Genomic DNA, 26,735 nt, shown 5'->3' on the forward strand with positions numbered 1-26,735 from the left:
ACTTCCGCAATTGGGGCCGGGCCATGCTGCGCGCGCTTGATATTCGCGATATCCTGATCATCGACCATCTTGAGCTGAATTTTCAGCCGGGTCTCAATGTGCTGACCGGGGAGACCGGGGCCGGCAAGTCGATCCTGCTGGATTCGCTTGGTTTTGTGCTGGGCTGGCGGGGCCGGGCCGAACTGGTGCGCCAGGGCGCCAAACAGGGGGAGGTGCTGGCCGAGTTCGAGCTGTCGCCCGACCATCCGGCCCATGCGGTGCTGGCTGAGGCGGGGCTGCCCGGAGGCGATACGCTGCTGTTGCGCCGGGTGAACACCGCCGAGGGACGCAAGACCGCCTGGGTGAATGACCGGCGCTGTTCGGGCGAGGTACTGCGGGCGCTGTCGGACACGCTGCTGGAATTGCATGGCCAGCATGATGACCGGGGCCTGCTGAACCCGCGCGGCCACCGCGCCATGCTGGATGAGTTTGCCGGTCTTGGCGATCTTCTGCGGACCGTCCGTGATCGCTGGGCCGCTGCCAGCCGCGCCCGAAAGAGCGTTGCCGAAACCCGCGCCGCGCTGGAGGCCATCCGCGCCGAAGAGGATTTCCTGCGCCATGCGGTGGCGGAGCTGGACGCGCTTGACCCGCAGCCCGGCGAGGATGCTGCACTGGATCAGCGCCGCCGCGAGATGCAGTCCGCTGAGCGGATCCGTGGCGATATCCAGCGCGCCCAGAGCATCCTGACCGATGGTGCCGAAACGGCACTGGGGGATGCGCAGCGCTGGCTGGAAGGGGTCTCTGCGCAGGCGGACTCGGCGCTGGATGCGCCGATTGCGGCGCTGTTGCGGGCGATGATCGAACTGGGTGAGGCGCAGGATGGCGTTGCCCGTGTGCTCGACGGGCTGGAGTTCAATCCCGGTGAGCTGGAAGAGAGCGAGGAGCGGCTGTTTGCCATCCGCGCGCTGGCCCGCAAACATGATGTGCTGCCTGATGATCTGGGCGGCTATGCTGAAACCCTGCGCGAGAAACTGGCGGCGGTGGACGCCGGGGATCAGGATCTCGCCGATCAGGAGGCCGCACTGGCCGAGGCCGAGGCGGCCTATACGGGGGCGGCGGCGCAGCTGTCGGCGGCGCGGCGGGAGACGGCGGCGGCACTGGATGCGGCGGTGATGGCTGAGCTGGCCCCGCTCAAGATGGAACGCGCGGTGTTTGAAACACGGCTGACCGAGGCCGAGCCGGGACCGGAGGGCAAGGACGCGGTTGCCTTTACTGTGGCCACAAACCCCGGCGCGCCGGCGGGGCCGCTGAACAAGATCGCCTCGGGCGGTGAGCTGAGCCGCTTTTTGCTGGCGCTGAAGGTCTGCCTGCGCGGCGAGACCGGCAATCAGACGATGATCTTTGACGAGATCGACCGCGGTGTGGGCGGCGCGACGGCGGATGCGGTGGGGCGGCGGCTGAAGGCGCTGGCAGATGGCGGGCAGGTGCTGGTTGTGACCCATTCGCCGCAGGTGGCGGCCCAGGGCGCGCATCATTGGCGGGTGCAGAAGCAGGTTGTCGACGGGCAGACGCTGTCGCAGGTGGTGCCGCTGGATGAGGACGAACGGGTCGATGAGCTGGCGCGTATGGTTTCAGGTGATACAATCACCTCGGAGGCCCGCGCCGCCGCCAGGGCGCTGCTGGTGGGCTGAGCTAAAACTGTTGCCCGGATCGTTCTAAGCTGTTGAGTTTTCACGATGGCTTAACCAACCTGCCGATAGTTTGCCGCGTAAACAGACAAGAACGACACCGGGACAATCGGGTTCATGCCACAGACCATACGCTCCGCCATTTCCGCCCAGCTGGCTCAGGGGGTTGCTGGCGTGCGGGATGTCTGGCGGGTGCTGCGCCACCGGGGGCCGAGCCAGTTTCAATTCTGGTTTATCGCCTTGCTGATCGGGATCGCTGCCGGGTTTGCGGCGCTGTTCTTCCGCAAGGGGATCACTGCCTTTCAGGCCTGGGTCTATGGCGCGGAGGATGTGAATTTCCTGCATAGTTTCGCACAGGACATGCCCTGGTACTGGCTGATGATCATTCCGACCCTTGGCGGGCTGGTGGTGGGGCTGATCCTGCACCGGTTTACGCCGGATGCCCGGGTGCGATCCGTTGCCGATGTGATCGAGGGCGCCGCGCTTGGCGATGGGCGGGTGGAAATTCGCGCCGGTCTGGCGTCTGCCTGTGCCTCTCTGATCACGCTCAGTACCGGCGGATCAACCGGTCGCGAGGGGCCGGTGGTGCATATGGCGGGGGTGATCTCGACCTGGGTCAGCAATCGCATTCAGGCCGATGGCATCACCGGGCGCGATCTCCTGGGCTGTGCGGTGGCGGCGGCGGTTTCTGCCAGCTTCAATGCGCCTATCGCCGGGGCGCTCTTTGCGCTGGAGGTGGTGCTGCGGCATTTCGCGGTCCATGCCTTTGCGCCCATTGTCATCGCCTCTGTGGCCGGAACCGTGATCAACCGGCTGGAATATGGCGATGTGACGGAGTTCGATCTGATCACGCCGGGGGCGCTGCAATTCTACGTCGAGCTGCCGGCCTTTCTGATGCTTGGGCTGATCTGCGGGATCGTGGCGGTGGTGCTGATGCGGTCGATCTTCTTTGCCGAGGAAATCGGCAATGCTGTGCAGACAAAGCTGGGTCTGCCGCGATGGCTGCGTCCGGCGGCCTCTGGCCTGCTGCTGGGCGGGCTTGCGGTCTGGTTTCCCCATATCATTGGCGTTGGCTATGAAACCACGGTTCTGGCCCTCACGGGCGCGCTGGTGCTGCATCAGACCATTCTCTTTGCCATGGTCAAAACCGCGGCCGTGGCGATCACCATGGGCGGGCGCATGGGGGGCGGGGTGTTCTCGCCGTCGCTGATGGTCGGGGCGCTGACCGGGCTCGCCTTCGGGCTGATTGCGACCGCTGTTCTGCCGGATGTGTCGGGGACGCATACGCTCTATGCCTTTGCCGGGATGGGCGCCGTGGCGGCGGCGGTGCTCGGCGCGCCGATTTCCACGACGCTGATCGTGTTCGAACTGACCGGCGACTGGCAGATCGGCCTGGCGGTGATGGTGGCGGTGTCGATGTCGACGGCGCTGGCGTCGCGGATTGTCGACCGGTCGTTCTTTCTCACCCAGCTGGAGCGGCGCAATATTCATTGCGCGGCGGGGCCACAGGCCTATCTGCTGTCGATGCTGCGCGCCGGAGCGGTGATGCGGCCCCTGGGCGATCCGCGCTGCGCCAGCGCGGAGGACTGCGCCGCGCTGATTGACCAGGGGCTGTCGGTCCGCGCCTCTGCCTCGCTGGAGGCGGCGATGCCGATCTTCGACCGGGCCGATCTCAGCTATCTGCCGGTACTGGCCGAAGGGGAGGGCGGCGATAATCCGCCGAATCTCATCGGGGCCCTTTACCACATTGATTCGCTGAAAGCCTACACCCGTGCGCTGGCTGCGGCGGCTGCGGAGGAGCATAGTTGAGGATTGAAAACTACGGCGGCTCATCGTCAATTTGCGACATTTCCCATAAAGCCGTCGCTTAAAGACAAGTTTACCCGCAAAAGACGATCCCAAATATGTGATATTTCTGAAACGGGTGTTCGCTTTTTTCCAGAAGAAATTTTAACCTTTATCGGCCCAGCGGCTTAAATATGGTTAACATAAGGATAATGGTGATCATTCTTCGGAAGTGAAAACATGCAACACAAAACAATCAGCCCGACAGAGGCTGAAACAGTGGCGAAGGCAGTAGAGCAGGAAAATGAGCGGGCGTCTTATGAGGCCCTGATCGACTATGTCGTTCAAAGCGCACGGGATGCACAGATGTTCTGTACCGGTGAGGCCGTGGAGGCCGCGCGTCAGCATCTTTGTCAGACCATCCTGAACTAGGGGGGCATGCGACATCCGTCGCGCCTATTTGTTTCTTCGTCGGTATCTTATTTGGTCCTGGGGCAGGGTTCCGGGCGGGCTCTCTTTGGCCTGCAAAAACGGTAGCGAAATAACGATCAATATGATCGTTATACGTGCATCTTTCTAATTTCTGTGTCGGGAGAATATGTGAAGTCCGAATTCTCCGACCGCGTCATTGGCCGTTTTTCGGATCCGTTCGCGACCCATCAGATGGAGTTTTCCGACAATCGCGCGCCGCTGCGCCGGGGCCTGCGGGCGGTGGGTTGCCCGGTTCCCAGCGCGGTTTCCTGATGAGCGAAAGGCTGCTTATCCACGAAAAAGGCGCCCCGAGACGGGGCGCCCTGACTGCATAAGAGCGTGTTTTTGCCGATCGGGGCGGGCCTAGATCCGCTCCACTTTCACGGTGTCACCGGTGACGAAGGCAAGGTGGTCCTTGATCTGCGCTACGGCCTCATTGGGGGTTTCGTAGCTCCAGACCGCGTTTTCGGTCACGGATGATTTGTTCACAATCGAGAAGTAGCTGGCATCGCCTTTGGCCGGGCAGTGGGTGGTCTTGTCGCTGCGGTCGAGGAAGGCTGTCGCGATGTCGCCACGGGGAAAATAGATGACGGGCGCCAGATCGCCCTCGCTCAGCTCAAGCGCGTTGCTGCTCTCGCCCAGCACGGCACCACCGGAGCGCACCACCCAGGTGCCTTCTGCTTTGCGAATATGGATCTTTGTCATGGTCTTTTCCTTCACGTCGTTCGTCACGGATCAATGTCGTCTTCAGATGTAACACTGCGGTATCACAGCGGCGCCGTTGCGGCATCCAGCCAGCGTTGTGCCGGGTCTGTTACGTTGGGTCCTATCTTGGCGGCTACATCCGCATGATAGGCGTTCAGCCAGTCCCGCTCTGCCGTGGTGAGCAGGTCCACCACGATCAGGCGGCGGTCCAGCGGGGCGTAGGTCAGGGTGCGCCAGCTCAGCATTTCGCGTTCGGCGTCGGCGCTGTCCAGCTCAGGCGCCGGTTCTACCACCAACAGGTTCTCAATGCGAATACCAAAAGCGCCTTCGCGGTAATATCCCGGTTCATTGGAGAGGATCATGCCGGGTTCCAGCGGTACGGTGCCGGCACGGCTGAGCCGCTGGGGGCCTTCATGTACGCTGAGGAAGGCGCCGACCCCGTGGCCAAGCCCGTGGTTGAAGTCCTGCCCGGCGAGCCAGAGCGGCATTCGTCCCACCGCCTCGATGTCGCGACCGGCAAGCCCCTTGGGCCAGCGCAGGCGGGACATGGCGATCATGCCTTGCAGAACGCGGGTATAGGCCTCGCGGGCTTCCTGCGGTGGGGTACCGATGGCGAGGGTGCGGGTGATGTCGGTGGTGCCGTCCAGATATTGCCCGCCGCTGTCCAGCACCAGCAGATGCCCGTCCAGCAGCGCGGCATTGCTGTCCTCGCTGACCCGGTAGTGGATGATGGCGCCATTGGGGCCGGTGCCCGAAATGGTTTCAAAGCTGATGTCGCGCAGCTTCGGATCCTTGCGGCGGGTGGCTTCGAGATGTTTGACCACGTCGATTTCGGTGATGCTGCCGGGGGGCTGGGCGTCCAGCCAGGCGAGGGTTTCCACCACGGCGGCACCATCGCGCAGATGAGCGGCGGCGCTGCCTGCGATCTCGGCGGCGCATTTGCGGGCCTTGGGCAGGGCGCAGGGGTCACCGGCCGCAACCAGCGCATCGCCGAGCTGATCGGCGACGATCCGGGGCAGGGTCGTCAGATCGACGGTGACGGAGGCATCTTTGGCCTGCGCCAGCTCAGCCACGGCTGACAGGAAGGTCTGCGGCGCATGAACGGCCACATCCGCGCCGAGGTGATCCCTGACACCCGTCAGCTTCTCTTCCGCCATGAACAGATCGACCCGTGCGTCGGCGTGCAGGATGGCAAACCCGTGGGCGACCGGGTTGTGGGCGATATCGCTGCCGCGGATGTTCAGGAGCCACATGATGCTATCTGGCAGGGTGATCACGGCGGCGCTATGTCCGGCGTCGCGCAGATCTTGGGCCAGAGAGGCGGTCTTTTCGGAGGCGGATGTACCTGCATAGCTGAGCGGATGGGCGATGACGGGCTGCACCGGCGGGGTGGGCTGATCCTGCCAGATGCGATCCGCCAGATTGTCGACCGGCACGAATTCAAACCCGTGCAGATCGAGCCCCTGCATCTGGCTGGCCGAATGCAGCCAGGGGTCATAGCCGATGCGCCCCCCGGTCGGCAGCTGCTCCTTCAGCCAATCGGCCAGCTGTACCTCGGGCCAGTGCACCGGGGTAAAGACCTCCGCGACCTGCTGTTTTACCTGCGTGCGGTAACGCCCGTCGATAAACACCCCGGCCACATCGCGCAGCACGGCACAGAAGCCCGCAGAGCCGGTAAATCCGGTGAGCCAGGCCAGACGTTCATCGCCGGGGGCGACATATTCGCCCTGATGGGCATCGCTGCGCGGCACCAGAAAGCCGTCGAGCCCCTCGCGCTGCAATTCAGTGCGCAAAGCCTCGAGGCGGGGCGGGCCCTGTTCCGGGCGGGCTGTCACGTCGAAGGTCTGGAACATCGGCTCCCTCCATCTGTTTCGGGTGGTCCGCGACGGTTGGTCAGGGCGCAGCGGCCGGCCCTTCTGGGCGGGTGTTGCGCAACGTCGGCAGGAACAAGGAAATGGCGCGGCAGTCACGGCGCGCTCTGTCGCGAACACTTGTTCCAAATCCGGCGACGTCCCGCAACCCCTGTAACACAAAGCCCCGCACCGAAGCGGCGCGGGGCTTTGATTCAGAGCGGTGCGGCTGGCGTGCTCAGCTCGCGCGTTTGATGCCCATCACCCGGGCGCGGGCGCGCGGGTCACTGTCAAAGAGAGCGGCCAGCTGTTCGGTCATGGCGCCTGCCAGCTGTTCAACATCGGTGATGGTCACGGCGCGATCGTAATAGCGGGTGACGTCATGGCCGATGCCGATGGCCAGCAGTTCGACCTGTTTGCGCCGCTCGACCATCGCGATGACATCACGCAGGTGTTTTTCCAGATAGTTGGCCGGGTTCACCGACAGCGTGCTGTCATCCACCGGCGCGCCATCGGAGATCACCATTAGGATCTTGCGGGCTTCCTGACGGGCGACCATGCGGCGGTGCGCCCATTCCAGCGCCTCGCCGTCGATATTCTCCTTCAGGAGGCCCTCTTTCATCATCAGGCCAAGATTGTCGCGGGTCCGGCGCATCGGCGCATCGGCGGCTTTGTAGATGATGTGGCGCAGGTCGTTGAGGCGTCCCGGCAATTGTGGGCGGCCGTCATTGAGCCAGGCCTCACGCGCGAGCCCGCCTTTCCACGCGCGGGTGGTAAAGCCGAGGATTTCGACCTTCACGTTGCAGCGCTCCAGAGTGCGGGCCAGAACGTCGGCGCAGATCGCGGCGATGGAGATTGGCCGACCGCGCATGGAACCGGAGTTGTCCAAGAGGAGCGTCACCACGGTGTCGCGGAATTCGGTGTCTTTCTCCCGTTTGAACGACAGCGGCGTGGTGGGGTTGGCCACCACGCGGGCCAGACGGCCGGCGTCCAGAATGCCCTCTTCGAGGTCAAACTCCCACGAGCGGTTCTGCTGCGCCTGAAGGCGGCGCTGCAATTTGTTGGCAAGCCGCGAGACGGCCCCTTTCAGCGGTTCCAGCTGCTGGTCCAGATAGGCGCGCAGCCGTTCCAGCTCCGCCGGTTCGGCGAGATCCTCGGCGGCGATTTCCTCGTCATGGGCATCATCGAAGACCTTATAGTCGGGATCAGCCTCCGACACGGCGGGCGGCGGTGGCGGGTCCAGCGGAGCCTCGCCATCGGGCATTTCGGTATCTTCAGCCAGCTCTTCATCGGCCATCTCGTCCATCGAGACCTGCGCCTGGCTTTCGTCCTGCTGCTGTTCCTGAGCCTGCTCGGGGTTGGCGTCGGCCTCTTCCTCTTCGGAGTCGTCCTGACCGCTGCTGTCGGGGTCCTGCTGTTCCTCGGCGTCGTCTTCGGCGTCGCTGTCCTGTTCGTCGTCAAGCTGATCCGGGTCGTCGCCCAGCTGGTCGCCATAGCCCAGATCGGTGATCACCTGCCGCGCGAATTTGGCGAATGCGGCCTGATCCTCGATGGTGTCACCGAGATTGGCCAGTGTGTCGCCGGCCTGCTGCTCAATGAAACCGCGCCACAGTTCCATGACGTTGGCCGCCGCATCGGGCATCGGGCGGCCGGTGGCCAGATGGCGGATCAGATAGCCGGCGGATACCGCCAGCGGCGCCTCGGTTGCGGATTTGATCTGGTCGTAACCCTTGCGCAGGGCTTCGTTCTGGATCTTCACGTCGATATTGGAGGCGGTGCCGGGCATGTGTCGCGCGCCCATCGCCTCACAGCGTGCGGATTCCAGCGCCTCGTAGAGATCAAGCGCCATGTCGCCGGGCGGGGCATAGCGGGCATGGGTGGCGGGGTCGTGGAATTTGTGGCGCAACGCCAGCGCATCGGCGGTGCCACGGGCCAGCAGCACCTCTTCGCGGGTCATCCGTCGGGAGACCTGAGGCAGCCGCATATTGTCGCCGGACAGACCGGCAGGGTCGACCGAGTAGGAGACGTTCAGCTCGGAATCATTGGCCATGACCTTGGTGGCTTCGGCCAGCGCCTTCTTGAACGGATCGGCGGGGTTGTCGTTGGGCTTTTTCATGGTCGCACCTAGTCCCTTGTGAGCATCCCCCCTCGTGTCGGAAAAGTCCAGTGGCACTGCTGCGGATAGGGCAGCGCCTGTCCCGGCGGGGTGAGAGGCGAAGCGCCCGCCCGTTTTGCCGGAGGCAAACCTTCGGTCTGGCGGGGGCAGTTCGGGCGCTGCCCGGCCTTGCGGCCGGGCGGCACATTGCTGTTAGCCCAGCGAAACGCTCGCGGCGCTTTCCGGCAGCTCTTCGTCAAAGCAGCGCTGGTAGAACTCGGCCACGGTCTGGCGCTCCAGCTCGTCACATTTGTTCAGGAACGACAGGCGGAAGGCATAGCCCACATCGCGGAAAATCTCGGCGTTCTGCGCCCAGTTGATCACCGTCCGCGGCGACATCACGGTGGAGAGATCGCCGTTCATGAAGGCGGTGCGGGTGAGATCGGCGACGGTGACCATCTGGCTGATGGTCTTGCGGCCCTTCTCGGTGTTGTAATGCGGCGCCTTGGACAGGACGATGGCGCTTTCGGCGTCGTGGCTGAGGTAGTTCAGCGTGGCCACCAGCGACCAGCGGTCCATCTGGGCCTGGTTGATCTGCTGGGTGCCGTGATAGAGGCCAGTGGTATCGCCCAGACCAACGGTGTTGGCGGTGGCAAACAGGCGGAAGAACGGGTTCGGGGTGATGATCTCGTTCTGATCGAGGAGCGTCAGCTTGCCGTCATGCTCCAGAACGCGCTGGATCACGAACATCACGTCCGCGCGGCCCGCGTCATATTCGTCGAACACGATGGCAACCGGGTTGCGCAGCGCCCAGGGCAGGATGCCTTCGTGGAATTCAGTGACCTGCTTGCCGTCGCGCAGCTTGATCGCGTCCTTGCCAATGAGGTCGATCCGGGAGATGTGGCTGTCGAGGTTCACCCGGACGGAGGGCCAGTTCAGGCGCGCGGCGACCTGTTCGATATGGGTCGATTTACCGGTGCCGTGGTAGCCTTGGATCATCACGCGGCGATTGTGGCTGAAGCCTGCCAGAATGGCCAATGTGGTCTCGGGATCGAATTTATAGGTCGGATCCAGAGCCGGTACCCGGTCGGAGCCGTCGGCGAAGCCCTTGACGGTCATATCCGTATCAATTCCGAACACATCGCGCACCGAAAGGGTTTCGGTGGGTTTCGCGTTCATATCCAGCATACCGTCGGTCATCGCAATCGATCCTTATCCTCATCCGCGCAGCGTCCGTCGGCTGGCGGCAATCCGGTGGATTGGTGCCTGATCTTGTCTGCAATCGCAAGGGGCCAAGGCCGGGTTTGACCAGCTGTCGTGACGTTTGGTCTCAATCTGGCACTAAGGCCGCGCCTGGCCGGGCCAGTTGCGCGCGTGTCGGGGGAGCATTCCGGCCCGTGCCCCTGTGTTCTGCCGGTGGCAGGGTGTGGCGGCAAACGCATAGCGGGGTTGCGTCTGCTGGTGGCTTCTGGTGCCGGATGAGCCAAATGAACCCTGTACAAAAGGGGGCAAAGCCGATATCAGCGCGCACTTGGATGATGCCATCCGCGTTCCTGCGCAGTCGGGGACATTCCCGATATTCGGCGTGCCCTTTGGCGGCGCGCCCCGCAGCAAGCGAAATGAAATCTTGAAAACAGCACTCGAACAAGCGCTTCAGGCGCGCGGCTACGAGCATTTGACACCCGTTCAACAGGCCGTCACCGCGCCCGAGCTGGATCAGTCCGACCTTCTGGTGTCGGCACAGACCGGTTCCGGCAAAACCGTAGGCTTTGGCCTGGCGATGGCCCCTACATTGCTGGGTGAGGCCGAGAAACTGGACCGGGCCGAACTGCCGCTGGCGCTGGTTATCGCGCCGACGCGCGAACTGGCGTTGCAGGTGAAACGCGAACTGGGCTGGCTCTATGCCGAGGCCGGTGCGCAGGTCGTCTCCACCGTGGGCGGTATGGACATGCGCGACGAACGCCGCGCGTTGGAGCGTGGCGCGCATATCGTCGTGGCCACCCCCGGCCGTCTGCGCGATCACATCATGCGCGGCTCGATCAACCTGTCGCAGGTACGCGCCGTGGTGCTGGACGAAGCAGACGAGATGCTGGATCTGGGCTTCCGCGAGGATCTGGAGTTCATTCTGGGCGAATCCCCGGAAGACCGCCGCACCCTGATGTTCTCGGCAACTGTGCCGACTGGTATCGCGCGTCTGGCGGAGACCTATCTCAAGGATCACCAGCGGATCAAAACCGTGGCTGAAGCCTCGCAGCACGCGGATATCGAATACCAGATGCTGGCTGTGGCGCAGCGCGACGTCGAAAACGCCGTTATCAACGTGCTGCGCTTCCACGAGTCGCCCAATGCGATTGTGTTCTGCAACACCCGTGCGGTGGTGAACCGGATGACCACGCGGCTGAGCAATCGCGGATTTTCCGTGGTTGCCCTGTCGGGCGAGCTGTCCCAGGCGGAGCGGAGCAACGCGTTGCAATCCCTGCGCGACGGGCGGGCGCGGGTTTGCGTGGCCACCGATGTGGCGGCGCGCGGGATCGACCTGCCGAAGCTGGATCTGGTGATTCATGCGGATCTGCCGTCCAGCCACGAAACCCTGTTGCACCGCTCGGGCCGTACCGGCCGTGCCGGGCGCCAGGGTGTGTCCGCGCTGATCGTGCCCCCAAAGGCCAAGGGCAAGGCCCTGCGCCTGCTGCGTGCCGCCAAGATCACCGCAGAAACCAGCCCGGCCCCCAGTGCCGATGATGTGCGCGCCCGCGACTTTGAACGTCTCTTGGGTGACAAGGCCTGGAGCGAGCCGGTCAGCGAAAATGAGACCGCCCCGGTGGCGGAACTGGTCGAGCGTTTCTCTCCCGAGCAGCTGGCCGCCGCCTATCTGCGCCTCTTCCACGACCGCCACAGCGCGCCGGAAGAGCTGAGCGATCCGCAGATGGACAAGCGCGAGCGGGAAGAGCGGGCGCCCTTTGGCCCCTCCGTCTGGTTTGCGGTCAGTGGTGGTCGCAAGACCGGTGCCGAGCCGCGCCGCCTGCTGCCGATGCTGTGCAATGCCGGCAATCTGACCAAAGACGACATCGGTGCGATCCGCATTCAGTTCGACCAGAGCTATGTCGAGGTGCGCGAAAGCAGTGCCGATGCGTTCTGGGGTGCGGTCAAACATGGTGAGCTGGAAGAGGGCGCCACGGTAACGCGTCTGGACAAGGCGCCAGATCTGCCGAAATCGCCGCGCCCGCAGAACCGGGACCGCGATGGTTTCCGCGATGACAAGCGTGGCCCCCGTGGCCAGGATCGTGGTGAGCGCAAGCCCTACGGCGACAAACCCAGCTATGACAAGCCGCGCGGTGACAAACCCCGGGGCGACAAGCCTGCCTATGGTGACAAACCGGCCTACGGTGACAAGCCACGGAGCAGCAAGCCCTATGGCGACAAACCCCGTGGCGACAAGCCCAGCTATGGCGACAAGCCGCGCTTTGACAAACCAAAGCGTACTGGCGAAGGCGGCAAGGCCACGGTGACCGCGCGCGGCCCGTCGGATCGTGCCGCCAGCCCCTCAAAACCCGCCAAACCGGCGGTTCCGGGCAAGCCCAAGGGCGATTGGTCCAATCCGGGGAAATCGGGCCGCAAGGGCGCACCGCCACCAAAGGGCAAGCCGACCAGCAAGAAGAACAAGGCCCGGGCAGCAGTTGCCAAAACCGGCGGAGCGGCGCGGCCGCAGCGCAAGGGCAGCTAACATCCGAGCCTGTCAGCAAGACAGAAAGCCACGGCACCGATCTGCCGTGGCTTTTTCATTTAGGGACAAATCTCTGCCCCGCGACGACCCGTAGTTGTCCCGTGGCGGGCGTCTGAACGCTGCAAGCTTCTGGCGTTGCAAAACCCAGAGGTTGCACAAAGAAAAAGCGCCGCTTGCGCGACGCTCTGGTTTTCTGTCTGGCTGGTTCGGGGCGCAACTACCGCTTATTTGAAGCTGCGGCTGTCCTTGATCTGGTCCCAGGCCCAGACCACCTCTTGCAGCTGTTCTTCCTGGCTGCGGTCGCCACCGTTCATGTCGGGGTGCAGCACCTTGATCAGCTTCTTATAGGCTTTGCGGATGTCTGCCTTGCTCCAGTCGTCCTTGGCCTCAAGCACTTCCAGCGCGCGGCGTTCGGTCGGGGGCAGGCGGCGCCCGGCCTGGGCTGAGCGACCCGGATTCCGGGTGGCGTTCTGGCCCAGCACCTGATGCGGGTCCTCGATGCCCAGCCGCGCCCAGGCGCGCGCCTCGGGGTCACCCATCGGTTTGGTCTGACGTTCCCAGACCTTGTCCTTGGATTGCTGGGCGTTCAATTCGGCCTCGGTGGTGCCTTCAAAGAAGTTCCACTTGGTATTGTATTCGCGCACGTGCTCCTGGCAGAACCAGTAGTAATCATCCAGCACATCCGGTGCCTTGGGCGCGCGGAATTTGCCGGGTTCATCGCAGCCATCCTTGTCGCAGATGCGCTGCGAGGTCTCGGACGCGCCGGTGGCGGCCCGCCGGCCGCGGGGGTTCTTTTTCTTCGCTGACCGGATGGACATATCGAAACCAAAGGGATCTGACTTGGTCATGGGGCGCACCTTCTAGACGCAACTGTTCGACTCGGAGGCAGCAGTTTAGTCTAAGGGGCGGCAGATTGAAGGGGGCTGGGAAAATTAATACGGGGATTTTTATGCAGGACACGCCAGAATGAGCATCCGTGAAGAGATCGAGACGCGTCTGCGCGACGCATTTGCACCACGCGCATTGCGGGTTGAGGATGAGAGCGACCAGCACGTCGGCCACGCCGGTCACGACGGGCGTGGCGAAAGCCATTTCAACGTATATATCCGGGCCGATGGCTTTGCCGGGATGTCCCGCGTGGCGCAGCATCGCGCCGTGCATAAGGCGCTGGGCGATATCGTGCCGCGCATCCACGCGCTGGCGCTGGATATCGGAGTCTAGCGGCCAAAGTCAGGCAAAGCCCCGCCGATGTGCCACAATGGCAACGCTGGCGGGGAATTGCATCCGGGGGCTGGTCAGCTGTTTGCCGGATCCTCGGAGGATTTTTCCGATCTGGTCAGTTTTGGTTCCGCTTTTGGCGCGGGTTTGGCGGGGCCATCTTTCGGGGTGGCGGCAAGGCTGGCGCGGGCTTTCAGGGCGGCGGTCAGGCCGGACACCGGGCTCAGCTCCTCGACGCCGTCATCGGCGACCATGGAGCGGGCGCCCCGGCCCGGAACGGCAATGGCGCCTGCCGGGGCCTCTGGGTCGCCGGCGATGGCGATGGGTGGCGCGACAGCGCTGGTGGTGGCCGGGCCAAGCGTCGGGACTGCTGGTGTCTCCTCCGCGGGGGGCGCCGCGGCAGCTGCCGCTGTGCTGTGATCCGCCGCTTGGGCGGGGGGCTGCGCTGCGAGCTGCGCGGTGATCTGGGCGGCCAGCTGAGCCACGGCCTGAGCCTGCAACTGCTCGGCGGCGGCTGGCAGCGCACGGCGGAAGATCAGCACGTTGCGCCAGTTCGTCGTCGAGCCGGTCAGCCCGCTGCGCTCTTCGGATGGCAGCAGCTCCGCGCGCTGATATTCCCAGCCCTCTGCCGCCATGTCGTTCAGCAGGATATCAATGGAATTGGCAAAGCGGGCTTCGGCGGTTTTGACGCCCTTGGCCTTGGTGCCCTTGGCGGGGGCGGGGACAACTTTGTATTCAAAAGCTTGCATAAACGTCTCCTGTGTCGGCGGCAGGTTTAGCGCAAGCGTGCGGGGGGTCAAGCGTCCGCGTTCCCCATGGGCGGGGACCTGTCGGGCGGCAGTATACCCCAATTGCCGCTGCGGCTTCCAGATCATCGCGTTCGGGTTGGGGGTGGCAGCGCCTTTCACACGACAAAGGGCGCCACCGGGGCGCCCTTGCGTGGTTCTTATCTGAGGGCGTTGCGTGCCCGGTGGCCGGATCAGCCGCCCAGCTTCTGCGCCACCAGCTTGTTCACGGCGGCCGGATTCGCCTTTCCGCCGGTGGCCTTCATCACCTGGCCGACAAACCAGCCTGCCAGTTTCGGGTTCACCTTGGCCTTCTCCACCTGCGCGGGGTTGGCGGCGATGATCTCGTCCAGCGCGGCTTCGATGGCGCCGGTATCTGTCACCTGCTTCATGCCGCGCTCTTCGACGATCTGAGCGGGGTCGCCGCCTTCATTCCAGACTATCTCAAAAAGCTCCTTGCCAATCTTGCTTGAGATTACGCCTTCACGAGTCAGGAGAATGATTGCCCCGAGTTGTTCAGGGCTGATGGGGCATTCGCCTATTTCAAGACCCGCATTTTTCAAAGCACCAAACACGTCGTTCACGACCATGTTCGAGATGCCCTGTGCAACGGTGTGGCCAGAGCTCTGGCTTTGTTTCGTGTCGACACCTTTGGATTCGACACTTGAAACAACAGCTTCGAAGTAGTCAGCAGAAGCAACTTCAGCGGTTAGTACGGACGCGTTGTAGTCAGTAAGTCCAGAATCCTTGATGAAGCGCACTTTCTTTTCGTCCGGCAGTTCCGGCAGGTTGGCGGCGATGTCATCCACCCAGGCCTGTTCGATTTCCAGCGGCAGCAGGTCCGGGTCGGGGAAGTAGCGGTAGTCATGCGCTTCTTCCTTGGAGCGCATGGAGCGGGTTTCGCCCTTGTCCGGATCGTACAGGCGGGTTTCCTGCATGATCTCGCCACCTGCCTCGATGATGGCGATCTGGCGACGGGCTTCGACCTCGATCGCCTGCTGGATGAAGCGCATCGAGTTCATGTTCTTGATTTCGCAGCGGGTGCCGAGGTGGGAGAAGTCCTGGGTTTCCTGATATTTCTCGTACTGGCCCGGCAGGCAGACGGAGACGTTGACGTCGGCGCGCAGGTTGCCGTTCTGCATATTGCCGTCGCAGGTGCCGAGATACTGCATGATCTGGCGCAGCTTGGCGATATAGGCGGCGGCTTCTTCCGGGCCGCGAATGTCGGGGCGCGAGACAATCTCCATCAGGCAGACGCCGGTCCGGTTCAGGTCGACAAAGGACATGTTGGGATCCATGTCGTGGATCGACTTGCCCGCGTCCTGCTCCATGTGGATCCGCTCCACACGCACGTTGCGCGCGGTGCCGTCGCCCAGTTCCACCAGCACTTCGCCTTCGCCCACGATCGGGTGGTAAAGCTGGGAAATCTGGTAGCCCTGCGGCAGGTCGGGGTAGAAGTAGTTCTTGCGGTCAAAAGCCGACCACAGGTTGATATCGGCCTTCAGGCCCAGACCGGTGCGCACCGCCTGTTCAATGCAGTATTCGTTGATCACCGGCAGCATGCCGGGCATCGCCGCGTCCACAAAGGCCACGTTGGAGTTCGGCTCGGCGCCGAATTTGGTGGAGGCGCCGGAGAACAGCTTTGCATTGGAGCTGACCTGAGCATGCACCTCCATACCGATGACCAGTTCCCAGTCATGCTTGGCGCCCGCGATCACCTTGGGCTTGGGGAGTTCATATGTCAGGTCGAGCATGGTTTTCCGCCGTATCCGAATGTCCGATGTTGGCAAGCGTTCTAGGCCCCCGCGCGGGCAGGGGCAAGGGGGCATTGAGGGGCAGACGGGTACATTGATTTGCCCTTTTGCATGGGCCGCAGGTCCGGGAAGCGCCCGTCCCGCGCCCATGGGCGGGCGCTTCACGCCCACCCTCGGGACGGACTCTGCCCTCCGCAATGGTTCGCTCGGGGCTGATTCAGCCTCTTGGCGAGATGTTCCGGCAGGGCTAGTACTGGCAGCCCGAGCAGAATTTTCAGGAGGCCGCCTTGGACACATCCGCCCGCATCAGCCAGACCATTGCTACGGAAATCGGCGCCGCCGCCAAACAGGTGAGTGCCGCCGTTGCGCTGCTGGATGAAGGCGCCACAGTGCCCTTTGTCGCGCGCTACCGGAAGGAGGCCACGGGCGGGCTGGATGACACCCAGCTGCGCACGCTGGCGGAGCGGCTGGACTATCTGCGCGAGCTGGAAAAGCGTCGGGCGGCCATCCTCGACTCGATCAAGGGGCAGGACAAGCTGACTGATGATCTGGCCGCCTCGATTGCCAAGGCGGAGACCAAGGCGCAGCTGGAGGATATCTATCTGCCCTACAAGCCGAAGCGGCGCACCAAGGCGATGATCGCCAAGGAGAACGGGCTGGAGCCGCTGGCGGATGCCATTCTGGCCGACCGCAGCACCGACCCGGAGGCGCTGGCCGAAGGCTATGTTACCGAGGCGGTCGTGACGGTGAAGGACGCGCTGAACGGCGCGCGGGATATCCTGACCGAACGGCTGACGGAGAATGCGACCCTTTTGGGCAGGCTGCGGGAGTTCCTGCAGAAGGAGGCGGTGCTCACCGCCAAGGTGGTCGAGGGCAAGGAGCAGGAGGGGGCGAAATTCTCCGACTATTTCGCGCATTCCGAACGCTGGGCGGATGTGCCCTCGCACCGGGCGCTGGCGATGCTGCGGGGATCAAACGAGGGCGTGCTGACGCTGGACGTCGGGCCGGAGCCGGAGGAAGGCGTGGCGCGCGCCGAGGCGATGGTAGCGGCGGTGCTGGGCGCGGGCGGCAACGGGCCGGGAGATGTCTGGCTGCGCAAGGTCGCGGGCTGGTGCTGGCGGGTGAAGCTGTCGCTCTCGATGATGCTGGAGCTGATGGGCGATCTGCGCGGCCGGGCGCAGGAGGATGCGATTCAGGTTTTTGCCCGCAATCTGAAGGATCTGTTGTTTGCCGCGCCAGCCGGTGCGCGGCCGACTCTCGGGCTGGATCCGGGCATTCGCACCGGCGTCAAGGCGGCGGTGGTTGACGCAACCGGAAAACTGGTGGCCACCGAGACGTTGTACCCGTTCCAGCCGAAGAACGATCTGCGCGGGGCGCAGGTGTCGATTGTGAAGCTGATTGCCGAACATGGCGTTGAGCTGATCGCCATTGGCAACGGGACCGCCAGCCGCGAGACCGAGCGGATGGTGGCGGAGGTGCTGCAACACCTGCCGGCCAAGGTGAAGGCGCCGACCAAGGTGGTGGTGTCTGAGGCTGGTGCCTCGGTCTATTCCGCCTCTGAGCTGGCGGCGCGGGAGTTCCCGGATCTGGATGTCTCCTTGCGCGGTGCGGTCTCGATTGCCCGCCGCCTCCAGGATCCGCTGGCAGAGCTGGTGAAGATCGAACCGAAGAGCATCGGCGTCGGCCAGTACCAACATGATGTGGACCAGCACAAACTCTCGAAATCGCTGGAGGCGGTGATTGAGGATGTGGTGAACGCCGTGGGGGTGGACCTCAACATGGCATCGGCGCCGCTGCTGAGCCATGTCTCGGGGCTTGGTCCCGGCCTGGCGGAGGCGATTGTGGCGCATCGTGACATGAACGGCGCGTTCAACTCGCGCAAGCAGCTGCTGAAGGTCGCGCGGCTTGGCCCCAAGGCATTTGAGCAATGCGCGGGATTCCTGCGGATCCGCGATGGCAAGGAGCCGCTGGATGCGTCCTCAGTTCACCCCGAAAGCTATGATGTGGCGCGCAAGATCGTGGTGGCCTGCGGCCGTGATATCCGCCAGATCATGGGCGATGGTGCGGCGCTGAAAGGCTTGCGGGCAGAGGAATTTGTGGGCGGGGACGTCGGCCTGCCGACGGTTCGGGATATCTTTGCGGAACTGGAGAAACCGGGCCGTGACCCGCGCCCGTCTTTTGTGACGGCGTCCTTCAAGGATGGGGTGGAGACGATCACCGACCTGAAACCCGGCATGGTGCTGGAGGGCACGGTCACCAATGTCGCGGGTTTTGGCGCCTTTGTAGACATTGGGGTGCATCAGGATGGGCTGGTGCACGTGAGCCAGCTGGCCGACCGCTTCGTGAAAGACCCGCATGAGGTGGTGAAGACAGGACAGGTGGTCAAGGTCACTGTCACCGAGGTGGATGTGCCGCGCAAGCGGATCGCCCTCACCATGAAGAAGGACGGCGGTGCCTCAGCCAAAGAGGAGCGCAATGCTCGCGGCCCGGCCAAGGGCGCAGCTCCGCAGCGTGGTGGCAAGCCCGGTGGGCATTCGGGCGGCGGCAAGCGCCAGACGTCCGCTGGCCCAAAGGGTGGTCAGGGCAGGGGGCAGGGTTCAGGCCAAGGCTCTGGGCAAAGCTCTGGCCAAACCACGGGCGCGCTGGGTGCGGCCCTGTTGGATGCGTTCAAAAAAACCTGAGCGATGCTGCGCGGCCCGCCTAGTCAGGCGAGACGCGCAGCCCTTTGGCGGAAAACTCCACCCGCTGGCCGGCCTCGATTTCGCTGCGAAACAGGCCGGCGATGAAGCGCAGCGCGTCCCGGCGGCCATGGTCGGCAAACCGGCGCGGTGAGGCGATGCGCAGGTTGTTGTCGAACCGCTGCGCGGCGTGGGCCCAGATCAGCGGATGAATTTCGCGCAGGTGGTCGCGGATCAGCCAATCCGCCGCCCCGGCGATCTCGCCGCGCTGCCCGGTGGTGGTCGTTGCGGTCTCTTCGACATAACGCAGCGCCACCGCGCAGTAAGAGGCCAGCAGGTTGATCATTTCCTGATCCGGTCGGCGTGAGACTATATCGCGCAAGCCATCCATGAAGAAGTCGATGTCGACGCGGGCGCAGGCTTCCGGGTCCAAGGCGATGGCGTCGAAATAGACCCAGGCGTAGCCGCCGTCGCCCCAGATCTCTTGTGTACGGGCGGCAGTGCGGCGCGCTTCGAGGTCGAGGGCATCGTAGCTGCCGAACCAGCGCGGCAGCATATGGGTGCCGAGACTGCGCATGTGGCGGTGATTGTCGGGGTCCAGGTCGATGAGTGCGGCGAAATCATCCGCCACCTGCGTCGCGCTGGCGGATCGTTGCCCGGCGAGCAGCGCGGTTTTCGCTGCGGCAATAAACGGGCTGTCGAGGGCAATACCATCCAGCGGATGCAGCAAGGCGGCTGCCCTGTCGAAATGGGCGGCGCAACGCTGGCCATTGGCCACGGTGATTGACAGGACATCGGAATAGCCGCGCCAGATCCAGGCCACATCAATATGGGCGAGGGCCACCAGAGTGCGCAGATAAGGATCGTCGCGGTGTTCCACGCACATCGTCTCCAGCCCCATGACGCCTTCGATCATCTTGCGCCGGTCTCCGGCGTGGCCAAGGCTGAGCGCATGTTCGACGGCATTGACCACATCGCTGCGCGCGCCATGGGCAAGAAGCTCGGCAACGGGCAGGCCATGCGGCGTATTCTGGCGGGCCTTGTCGGCTTTTGCGATCTCTGCGGAGAGGTCGGTCCAGCGGTCCTGACGGGCCAGAAACTGTCCCTTGTCCTGAAGCGTTGCGCAGTCGCTTTCGCCCTGATCCGGCTCGCAGACCGGCACGATGAGCTGCTGCGGCGGGTGATCCGGGCGGTCTGCGGCGCGGCGGGGGGCGGTTGCCTGATCCTGCCTGCTGCGGGCGGCAGCGCAGGGGTGCGCCGCTGTGTTTTGCGTGAGGGTCGCCCGGCCTTCACCGGGTAGCAGAGTTGAAAATACCTGTCTGATAAGGTCGCGCGCTGGGGTGTTTTTGTTGAGCATATCCATGTCCGCGTGCTGGCAGCTGAAATCACTGCAATCAGACTGGCCGTTCTTTGGGGCGCAATCATGGCGGGCGCGCGCCATTGCGATGGACGATTGGGATATTCCAGTGGCAGGTTAACGCGGGTTAAGATTTGCCTGTGTGCCGGCGGGGCGTCGTTTTGGGGAGGTCCGCGCTCAATAGATGCGGAAGTGATGCCGCCTGACGGGCAGGCCTGCTGCGGTGAGGGCCTGTTCAAGGATCTGATGCGGTGGCAGGCAATCGGGGGGAATGCGCAACCGCTTGCCCGCCTCCGTATGAATGGTGGCGCGGTGAGAAAAGTCCCAGCGCCGGTCGAGCGTGACATGGCTTATCCGATTGATCGGCAGGTCTACGGCGCCGGAGGCATTGCGCCAGCAGAGCCGTGTTGCATTCAGCTTCAGACTGGCAGTCGGGTTGCGCCAGAGTTCCCAGAGGCCGGGCAGCATTGGCAGGATCAGCAGCAGCGAGATCCAGAGCGCGACGGACAGCGCCAGCGACAGCGCCGCAATCCCGGCCCCCCACAGGCCGAGGGCGAGCAGCAGGCGTGGCGAGCGGGCGGCCCGGCTGTAGCGATAGGCGGGAATGACTGCCCGGCGGCTCGTCGGCGGATCTATCATCGGAGCATCAGCCATGAGGCGGGGCCTCGATGACAGATGGTTCGCGCCGGGGTGCGGAGGAGCGGCGGCGGATTGCGAACGGGCCATGATATGGCCCGCTCCTCTGCGCGGCCTGTCGCATCACCCCTTCAGGATCCGGCTGACCATTTCATGGGTGTCCCGGCTCAGCCCGTCAGTGGCCAGAATGCGCTCCAGCTCGGCCCGGACCAGCGCCTGACGCGCGCTGTCGTAGCGCGTCCAGGTCTGGAAGGCAGCACACATCCGTGCGGTGGTCTGCGGGTTCAGCGGGTCCAGCGCGATGAGGTTCTGCGCCAGCAGGGAATAGCCTGCACCGCTGTCGTGGTGAAAGCCTGCGTGATGGCCGGCAAGCGCGCCCATGACGGCGCGGAACCGGTTGGGGTTCTTCATGCTGAACAGCGGGTGCTGGGTCAGCTCTGCGGCCGTGCGAGCGGCGGCGTCTGGCGCGGCGCAGGCCACTTGCAGGGCAAACCATTTGTCCATCACCAGACGGTCGTCCTGCCATTGATCAAAGAAGGCCTGGCTCTGGTCCGCGCCTTTCTCCGCCTTCATCAGGCTTGCCAGTGCGGCATATTGCTGGGTCATGTTGTCGGCGGTCTGATACTGGCGCGCAGCCTGATCGCCACCGTCGAGACGGGTCAGCAGCGCCAGAATACGGCCGTTGAGCGCCCGCAAGCCCGCGCCATGGGCGTCGGGCTGATAGGGGCCATCGACAGTGGTGGCGGCATAGAGCCGGGGCAGGCTGGTTTCCAGCTGCTGCGCCAGGGTCTGGGTGAAGGTCTCCGCCGCGTCGTAGATTCTCTGCGGGTCGGGCGTGACCCCACGATCGTGCAGGGTCTGGGCGATTTCCGACTGGCTGGGGGGAGACAGAACCAGCGCGCGGAAGGCGGGGTCCAGCGCATCGTCGCGCACCAGTTTGACCAGCGCATCAAGATAGGCCGTATCGGGGGCGATGCCATCGGTCACCATGGCGACGCGGGTTTCTGTCGCGAGGAGATTGCCGGCCTCCCAGCGGTTGAAGGGATCAGTGTCATGGGCCAGCAGGAAGGCACGCTCTGTGTTGGTGGTCTCGCGCTCCAGGATCACCGGGGCCGAAAACTCCCGCAGGATGGAGGGCACCGGTTTCGAGGCGAGGCCGTCAAAGGTGAAGCTCTGTCTGGCTTCGGTCAGCTCCAGCACTTCGGTGCCGCGCAGGTCGTCGCCGTTGGGGGACAACAGGCCCACCGCGATCGGAATGACCCGCGGCGCCTTGTTCTGCTGGCCGGGTGTCGGCGGCGTTGATTGCTCAAATGTCAGGGTATAGGTGCCGTCGGCGTAATCCTCGGACACTTTTACCCGCGGCGTGCCTGCCTCGCTGTACCACAGCTTGAATTGGGTCAGGTCGCGGCCGGTTGCGTCCTCGAACACCTTTAGCCAATCCTCGATGGTGCAGGCCTGCCCGTCGTGGCGCTCGAAATAGAGCTTCAGCGCCTTGTAGTAGTTTTCATCGCCGACCAGCCGCTTCAGCATGCCGATTACCTCGGCGCCTTTTTCATAGACGGTGGCAGTGTAGAAGTTGTTGATTTCCTGGAACTGTTCCGGGCGCGGCGGATGGGCGAGGGGGCCGCCGTCCTCCGGGAACTGGCGGGCGCGCAGGGCGATGACGTCTTCGATCCGCTTCACCGGCTCCGATCGCATGTCGGCGGTGAACTGGGCGTCGCGATAGACGGTCAGCCCTTCCTTGAGGCAGAGCTGGAACCAGTCGCGGCAGGTGATGCGGTTGCCGGTCCAGTTGTGGAAATACTCATGGGCGATAATCGCCTCGATCCGTTCGAAATTGGCATCCGTGGAGGTTTCGGGCGATGCCAGTACGCAGGAGGAGTTGAAGATATTTAGCCCCTTGTTTTCCATCGCACCCATGTTGAAGTCGTCAACCGCGACGATGTTGAACAGATCGAGGTCATATTCGAGGCCATAGACGTCCTCGTCCCATGTCATCGACTTTTTCAGCGCCTCCATGCCAAAGGCGCATTTGCCCTCATCCCCCGGACGGACCCAGATGTTCAGCTCGACATCCTTGCCGGATTTGGTGGTGAAGCGGTCGGGGTGGTTCACCAGATCGCCGGCCACCAGCGCAAAGAGATAGGCCGGTTTGGGCCAGGGGTCGTGCCATTCGGCCCAACCCTCGCCTGCGCCCACCGGGTTGCCGTTCGACAGCATCACCGGCGCGTCGCCTTCAATCCGGACCGAGAACGTCGACATCACGTCCGGGCGGTCCGGGTAGTAGGTGATCTTGCGGAACCCTTCGGCCTCGCATTGGGTGCAATACATGCCGCTGGACATATAAAGCCCTTCCAGCGCGGTATTGGCGGCAGGGTCGATTTCCACCTCGGCCTCCCAGACGAAGGGAGTATCGGGGGTGGCGCAGGTCAGCCCGCCGTCGATCAGCTCGGGTGTCACCGGCGCACCGTCGATTTTGGCCGAGATCAGCTTCAGCGCTTCGCCGTGCAGGAAGAACCGGGGATCGGCAGCCTCGGCTTTGGGGGAGAACCGGATCTTGCTCAGAACGCGGGTGGCATTCGGCGAGAGTTGAAACGTCAGCTCAACCTTCTCCACCTCAAATCCGAAGGGTTTGTAATCCTTTAGATAAATCGTCTCCGGTGCGGTGGCGGGCGCGGCATCTTTCATGGTTTTTTCCTGTTCCATGGAACCCGGATGGGTCCGTCAGCGTATCTATACCAAGACTATGTACCAGCGGCTGCGGCCCCGCGCCAGCAACCGCGCAAACTTGTAGACAAAGGAGCGGCCCATGTCGGCACCTGACACCAATGTTGAACGCGAAGAGAAACTGCACAAACCGGCCCTGTTGGGCATTCGGGGCGTCGTTGTTGCGGTGCTTTTGATGTTCGCCGTCTTCCTGTTGTGGGTTTTCAACAAAGGTGGCGAGCAGGACGTGGTCGAAGCACCGCAGACCGCCGCCGAAGTGCAGGCGACTATCGCCGGTGACTGACCCTGTATGACAATCTGATATTCCTCCCCGACTTGCCCGGTAGCTCGCTACCGGGCTTTTTCTGTTTGGAGAGTGTCGCTAGTCTGAGAGACGGTCAGCGCTGTCGGGCATCTGTAGAGATTATTTGAAGCAGTTTCGCATGAATTGGTAAACTAATATTACCGCCGACGTTGATGATACGGAACTATTGGTGTATCGGGGGCAGTAATACGCCCAGTTAACAGGAGGATGGCCCCATGAGCGGGATGCAGGAACGTCATGATATGCAGGTGGCTGACACGCTGGTGTCCTTCATCGAGGACAAGGCGCTGCCCGGCACCGGTGTCACGACAGATGCCTTCTGGGGTGGTCTGGATGGTCTAGTCAACGGCATGGGTGACGAAAATCGCGCATTGCTGGCCAAACGCGCCGATCTTCAGGGACAGATTGATGCCTGGCATATCGCGCGCCGGGGCCAGGCCCATGACGCGGCGGCCTATGAGGCGTTTTTGCGCGAGATCGGCTATCTGCTGCCCGAAGGGGATGATTTCGAGATCGAGACGCAGAATGTTGACGATGAAATCGCCAATGTTCCGGGGCCGCAGCTGGTGGTGCCGATCACCAACGCGCGATTTGCCCTGAATGCGGCCAATGCGCGCTGGGGCAGCCTGTATGATGCGCTTTATGGCACCGATGCCATGGGCGACCTGCCGGAGGGCAAAGGCTATGATGCCGGGCGGGGCGCGCGGGTGATCGCATGGGGGCGTGGGTTCCTCGATCAGACCTTCCCGCTTGCTGACGGGTCGTGGTCGGACTGCAATGGCCTGTCGGTTGAGGATGGCGCGCTGGTGCCTGCGCTCAAGGATGGGACGCAGTTTGCAGGCTATGACGGCGCCGCCGCCACGCCGGGCAAGATCCTGCTAAAAAACAACGGGCTGCATGCAGTGATCGTGGTCGATGCCGAGGGCAATATCGGCAAGGGCGATCAGGCGGGGATCAACGATATCATCCTGGAATCCGCGCTGTCGACCATCATGGATTGCGAAGACTCCGTTGCCTGCGTGGACAGTGAGGACAAGGTCACGGCCTATTCCAACTGGCTGGGCCTGATGAAGCGTGACCTTTCCGAGGAGGTGAGCAAGGGCGGGACCACCTTTACCCGCGTGCTGAATGACGATCTGTCCTTCACCGCGCCGGATGGGTCCGATCTGCGGCTGAAGGGGCGCTCGCTGCTGCTGGTGCGCAACGTCGGCCATCTGATGACCAATCCAGCGGTTCTGGACAGCGAAGGTCGTGAGGCGGGCGAAGGCTTCATGGATGCGATGATCACCGTGCTCTGCGCCATGCACGACCTCCAGGCGGAGGGCGGCAATTCGCTGCATGGTTCGGTCTATGTGGTGAAGCCGAAGATGCACGGGCCCGAGGAAGTCGCCTTTACCAACCGGATCTTTGACCATGTCGAAGACGCGCTGGGCCTGCCGCGCCACACGGTCAAGATTGGTATCATGGATGAGGAACGCCGCACCTCGGTGAACCTCAAGGCATGTATCCGCGCGGCCAAGCATCGTGTGGCCTTTATCAACACCGGCTTCCTAGATCGGACCGGCGATGAGATCCACACCTCGATGGAAGCAGGCCCGATGCTGCGCAAGGGCGAGATGAAATCGACCCCCTGGATTGCCTCCTACGAGGATCGCAATGTCGATATCGGTCTGGCCTGCGGTCTGAAGGGGCGGGCGCAGATCGGCAAGGGGATGTGGGCGATGCCGGATCGCATGGGCGAGATGCTGGAGGCCAAGATCGGCCACCCGAAATCCGGCGCGACCTGTGCTTGGGTGCCGTCGCCGACGGCGGCGACCCTGCACGCCACCCATTACCACCATGTTGATGTCCACGCGGTGCAGGACAGCCTGAAGGCAGCCGGTGCGCGCGGAACCCTTGCGGATCTGCTCACCATTCCGGTGATGGATGGTCAGAACCTTTCGGACGCCGATATCGCGCAAGAGATCGAGAACAACGCGCAGGGCATCCTGGGCTATGTGGTGCGCTGGGTTGATCAGGGTGTCGGCTGCTCCAAGGTGCCCGATATCCACGACGTGGGGCTGATGGAAGACCGGGCGACCTGTCGGATTTCCAGCCAAGCGCTGGCCAACTGGCTGCATCATGGCGTGGTGGACGAGGCGCAGGTCATGGCCGCGATGCAGAAAATGGCGGCGGTTGTGGACCAGCAGAATGCGGGTGATCCGAGCTATACGCCGATGGCACCCGGATTTGACGGGGTTGCCTTTCAGGCCGCCTGCGATCTGGTGTTCCGTGGTCGCGTCCAGCCCTCCGGCTATACCGAGCCGGTGCTGCACGCCCGCCGCCTGGAGCTGAAGGCGCAGGGCTGAGAACAACGACTGGGGTCGGGCGGTCTGCCCGGCCCCTTTTTTATGTGCACATCAAGGACAATAGACATGACCCTCACTCTGGATCAGGCCCGCAGCATCATCGAACATACCCGCGCCAAGGGGCGGGAGATGGCGCTGAAACCGCTCTCTGTCGTCGTCTTGGACGCGGGCGGACATGTGCTTGCCTTTGAACGCGAGGACGGCGCCGCGCCAGGCCGGTTTGCCATCGCCCATGGCAAGGCCTATGGCGCGGTGATGCTGGGCATGGCTGGCACTGCGCAGATGGCGCGCGCTGAACAGCAGGCCTATTTCATGGCGGCCGTGAACGGTGTCTACGGCGGGCAGGTCGTACCGGTCCCCGGTGGCGTATTGCTGCGCAGTGATGCAGGTGCGGTGATCGGGGCTGTGGGGGTCACCGGCGATACCTCCGACAATGACGCCGAGGCGGCGATGGCCGGGATCCGCGCCACCGGGCTGACCGGGGAAGCGTGAGCCGAGGCGCCCGCTGACGAGCTGGCAGATGATCGCGATCTGCCGAAAGCTGCGGCGGAGATACAGCTTTTTACGGCAAAGCGGCAGGTTGCGCCCCATAGGGGAATTGCAACCCGCCGCGGCAGGGCTGTAGGATTGCGGT

20 protein-coding genes are annotated in these 26,735 nt (G+C 63.6%); 10 read left to right on the forward strand and 10 right to left on the reverse strand.

Annotation, left to right across the window (positions count from 1 at the left end; genetic code table 11):
* The first annotated feature begins 23 nt into the window (after positions 1-23).
* The 4 genes from recN to VWY75_RS05850 all read left to right on the forward strand — a co-directional run bounded on the left by recN (position 24) and on the right by VWY75_RS05850 (position 4,196).
* Complete coding sequence (gene recN / locus VWY75_RS05835; protein ID WP_340545052.1) at positions 24-1,670, forward strand: DNA repair protein RecN; 1,647 nt, start codon at positions 24-26, stop codon at positions 1,668-1,670.
* A gap of 114 nt (positions 1,671-1,784) precedes the next feature.
* Positions 1,785-3,476, forward strand: a complete 1,692-nt coding sequence (locus VWY75_RS05840) for a chloride channel protein (protein WP_340545053.1) — start codon at positions 1,785-1,787, stop codon at positions 3,474-3,476.
* Positions 3,477-3,692: 216 nt separating this feature from the next.
* Complete coding sequence (locus VWY75_RS05845) at positions 3,693-3,884, forward strand: hypothetical protein (RefSeq protein WP_340545054.1); 192 nt, start codon at positions 3,693-3,695, stop codon at positions 3,882-3,884.
* A gap of 168 nt (positions 3,885-4,052) precedes the next feature.
* The gene (locus VWY75_RS05850; protein WP_416539201.1) at positions 4,053-4,196 is read left to right on the forward strand and encodes a hypothetical protein; all 144 of its coding nucleotides are present in this window, start codon (positions 4,053-4,055) and stop codon (positions 4,194-4,196) included.
* Positions 4,197-4,286: 90 nt separating this feature from the next.
* Here the strand turns inward: VWY75_RS05850 and VWY75_RS05855 are convergent, their stop codons facing one another.
* From VWY75_RS05855 to cobS, 4 genes are all read right to left on the reverse strand, one after another.
* Positions 4,287-4,628: a DUF427 domain-containing protein gene (locus VWY75_RS05855; protein WP_340545056.1), complete on the reverse strand. Its 342-nt coding sequence runs from the start codon at positions 4,626-4,628 to the stop codon at positions 4,287-4,289.
* Positions 4,629-4,690: 62 nt separating this feature from the next.
* Positions 4,691-6,481 carry an aminopeptidase P family protein gene (locus VWY75_RS05860; protein ID WP_416539202.1) on the reverse strand — a complete coding sequence of 597 codons (1,791 nt, stop codon included), beginning with the start codon at positions 6,479-6,481 and terminating at the stop codon, positions 4,691-4,693.
* A gap of 235 nt (positions 6,482-6,716) precedes the next feature.
* A complete protein-coding gene (cobT, locus tag VWY75_RS05865) occupies positions 6,717-8,594 on the reverse strand; it encodes a cobaltochelatase subunit CobT (protein ID WP_340545058.1) in 1,878 nt (625 codons plus the stop codon).
* A gap of 192 nt (positions 8,595-8,786) precedes the next feature.
* Entirely contained in the window at positions 8,787-9,773 is a 987-nt protein-coding gene (gene cobS, locus VWY75_RS05870) for a cobaltochelatase subunit CobS (RefSeq protein ID WP_416536769.1), read from the reverse strand.
* Between the two features lie 427 nt (positions 9,774-10,200).
* Here cobS and VWY75_RS05875 point away from each other — a divergent pair, with 427 nt between their 5' ends.
* Entirely contained in the window at positions 10,201-12,294 is a 2,094-nt protein-coding gene (locus VWY75_RS05875; RefSeq protein ID WP_416539203.1) for a DEAD/DEAH box helicase, read from the forward strand.
* 224 nt (positions 12,295-12,518) lie between these two features.
* Here VWY75_RS05875 and VWY75_RS05880 read toward each other — a convergent pair whose 3' ends face one another.
* Positions 12,519-13,142: a DnaJ domain-containing protein gene (locus VWY75_RS05880; protein WP_340545061.1), complete on the reverse strand. Its 624-nt coding sequence runs from the start codon at positions 13,140-13,142 to the stop codon at positions 12,519-12,521.
* Positions 13,143-13,260: 118 nt separating this feature from the next.
* On the opposite strand from VWY75_RS05880, the gene VWY75_RS05885 reads away from it, so the two are divergent.
* The gene (locus VWY75_RS05885; protein ID WP_416539204.1) at positions 13,261-13,515 is read left to right on the forward strand and encodes a BolA family protein; all 255 of its coding nucleotides are present in this window, start codon (positions 13,261-13,263) and stop codon (positions 13,513-13,515) included.
* Positions 13,516-13,589: 74 nt separating this feature from the next.
* Here the strand turns inward: VWY75_RS05885 and VWY75_RS05890 are convergent, their stop codons facing one another.
* Together VWY75_RS05890 and gatB are read right to left on the reverse strand one after the other, a co-directional pair.
* The gene (locus VWY75_RS05890) at positions 13,590-14,261 is read right to left on the reverse strand and encodes a DUF4177 domain-containing protein (protein WP_416539205.1); all 672 of its coding nucleotides are present in this window, start codon (positions 14,259-14,261) and stop codon (positions 13,590-13,592) included.
* Between the two features lie 230 nt (positions 14,262-14,491).
* Positions 14,492-16,051, reverse strand: coding sequence for an Asp-tRNA(Asn)/Glu-tRNA(Gln) amidotransferase subunit GatB (gatB, locus tag VWY75_RS05895; RefSeq protein ID WP_416539206.1), 1,560 nt, complete (start codon positions 16,049-16,051; stop codon positions 14,492-14,494).
* 287 nt (positions 16,052-16,338) lie between these two features.
* On the opposite strand from gatB, the gene VWY75_RS05900 reads away from it, so the two are divergent.
* Positions 16,339-18,732, forward strand: coding sequence for a Tex family protein (locus tag VWY75_RS05900; RefSeq protein ID WP_416539207.1), 2,394 nt, complete (start codon positions 16,339-16,341; stop codon positions 18,730-18,732).
* 19 nt (positions 18,733-18,751) lie between these two features.
* Here VWY75_RS05900 and VWY75_RS05905 read toward each other — a convergent pair whose 3' ends face one another.
* The 3 genes from VWY75_RS05905 to pepN all read right to left on the reverse strand — a co-directional run bounded on the left by VWY75_RS05905 (position 18,752) and on the right by pepN (position 23,410).
* Entirely contained in the window at positions 18,752-20,086 is a 1,335-nt protein-coding gene (locus tag VWY75_RS05905; RefSeq protein ID WP_416539239.1) for a hypothetical protein, read from the reverse strand.
* A 177-nt stretch (positions 20,087-20,263) separates the two neighbouring features.
* Positions 20,264-20,740 carry a hypothetical protein gene (locus tag VWY75_RS05910; RefSeq protein WP_416539208.1) on the reverse strand — a complete coding sequence of 159 codons (477 nt, stop codon included), beginning with the start codon at positions 20,738-20,740 and terminating at the stop codon, positions 20,264-20,266.
* 105 nt (positions 20,741-20,845) lie between these two features.
* On the reverse strand, positions 20,846-23,410 hold the full coding sequence (pepN, locus tag VWY75_RS05915) for an aminopeptidase N (protein WP_416539209.1): 2,565 nt from the start codon (positions 23,408-23,410) through the stop codon (positions 20,846-20,848).
* 121 nt (positions 23,411-23,531) lie between these two features.
* Here pepN and VWY75_RS05920 point away from each other — a divergent pair, with 121 nt between their 5' ends.
* The 3 genes from VWY75_RS05920 (at position 23,532) to VWY75_RS05930 (ending at position 26,593) form a co-directional block, all read left to right on the forward strand.
* Entirely contained in the window at positions 23,532-23,732 is a 201-nt protein-coding gene (locus tag VWY75_RS05920) for a hypothetical protein (protein ID WP_340545069.1), read from the forward strand.
* A 236-nt stretch (positions 23,733-23,968) separates the two neighbouring features.
* Positions 23,969-26,101, forward strand: a complete 2,133-nt coding sequence (locus tag VWY75_RS05925) for a malate synthase G (protein WP_416539210.1) — start codon at positions 23,969-23,971, stop codon at positions 26,099-26,101.
* A gap of 66 nt (positions 26,102-26,167) precedes the next feature.
* On the forward strand, positions 26,168-26,593 hold the full coding sequence (locus VWY75_RS05930) for a GlcG/HbpS family heme-binding protein (RefSeq protein ID WP_340545071.1): 426 nt from the start codon (positions 26,168-26,170) through the stop codon (positions 26,591-26,593).
* The last annotated feature ends 142 nt before the right edge of the window (positions 26,594-26,735 follow it).

The organism is Phaeobacter sp. JH20_08 (genome assembly GCF_048056635.1).
Classification (GTDB): domain Bacteria; phylum Pseudomonadota; class Alphaproteobacteria; order Rhodobacterales; family Rhodobacteraceae; genus Phaeobacter; species Phaeobacter bryozoorum.

Excerpts from the sequence above, each read along its gene's own strand:
- VWY75_RS05860 (WP_416539202.1), bottom strand. The coding sequence starts at position 6,481 with ATGTTCCAGACCTTCGACGTGACAGCCCGCCCGGAACAGGGCCCGCCC.
- gatB (WP_416539206.1), bottom strand. The coding sequence starts at position 16,051 with ATGCTCGACCTGACATATGAACTCCCCAAGCCCAAGGTGATCGCGGGC.
- VWY75_RS05910 (WP_416539208.1), bottom strand. The coding sequence starts at position 20,740 with ATGGCTGATGCTCCGATGATAGATCCGCCGACGAGCCGCCGGGCAGTC.
- cobS (WP_416536769.1), bottom strand. The coding sequence starts at position 9,773 with ATGACCGACGGTATGCTGGATATGAACGCGAAACCCACCGAAACCCTT.
- VWY75_RS05880 (WP_340545061.1), bottom strand. The coding sequence starts at position 13,142 with ATGACCAAGTCAGATCCCTTTGGTTTCGATATGTCCATCCGGTCAGCG.
- VWY75_RS05845 (WP_340545054.1), top strand. The coding sequence starts at position 3,693 with ATGCAACACAAAACAATCAGCCCGACAGAGGCTGAAACAGTGGCGAAG.
- VWY75_RS05855 (WP_340545056.1), bottom strand. The coding sequence starts at position 4,628 with ATGACAAAGATCCATATTCGCAAAGCAGAAGGCACCTGGGTGGTGCGC.
- VWY75_RS05890 (WP_416539205.1), bottom strand. The coding sequence starts at position 14,261 with ATGCAAGCTTTTGAATACAAAGTTGTCCCCGCCCCCGCCAAGGGCACC.
- VWY75_RS05840 (WP_340545053.1), top strand. The coding sequence starts at position 1,785 with ATGCCACAGACCATACGCTCCGCCATTTCCGCCCAGCTGGCTCAGGGG.
- VWY75_RS05925 (WP_416539210.1), top strand. The coding sequence starts at position 23,969 with ATGAGCGGGATGCAGGAACGTCATGATATGCAGGTGGCTGACACGCTG.
- VWY75_RS05930 (WP_340545071.1), top strand. The coding sequence starts at position 26,168 with ATGACCCTCACTCTGGATCAGGCCCGCAGCATCATCGAACATACCCGC.
- VWY75_RS05905 (WP_416539239.1), bottom strand. The coding sequence starts at position 20,086 with ATGCTCAACAAAAACACCCCAGCGCGCGACCTTATCAGACAGGTATTT.
- cobT (WP_340545058.1), bottom strand. The coding sequence starts at position 8,594 with ATGAAAAAGCCCAACGACAACCCCGCCGATCCGTTCAAGAAGGCGCTG.
- recN (WP_340545052.1), top strand. The coding sequence starts at position 24 with ATGCTGCGCGCGCTTGATATTCGCGATATCCTGATCATCGACCATCTT.
- VWY75_RS05885 (WP_416539204.1), top strand. The coding sequence starts at position 13,261 with ATGAGCATCCGTGAAGAGATCGAGACGCGTCTGCGCGACGCATTTGCA.
- VWY75_RS05920 (WP_340545069.1), top strand. The coding sequence starts at position 23,532 with ATGTCGGCACCTGACACCAATGTTGAACGCGAAGAGAAACTGCACAAA.
- pepN (WP_416539209.1), bottom strand. The coding sequence starts at position 23,410 with ATGAAAGATGCCGCGCCCGCCACCGCACCGGAGACGATTTATCTAAAG.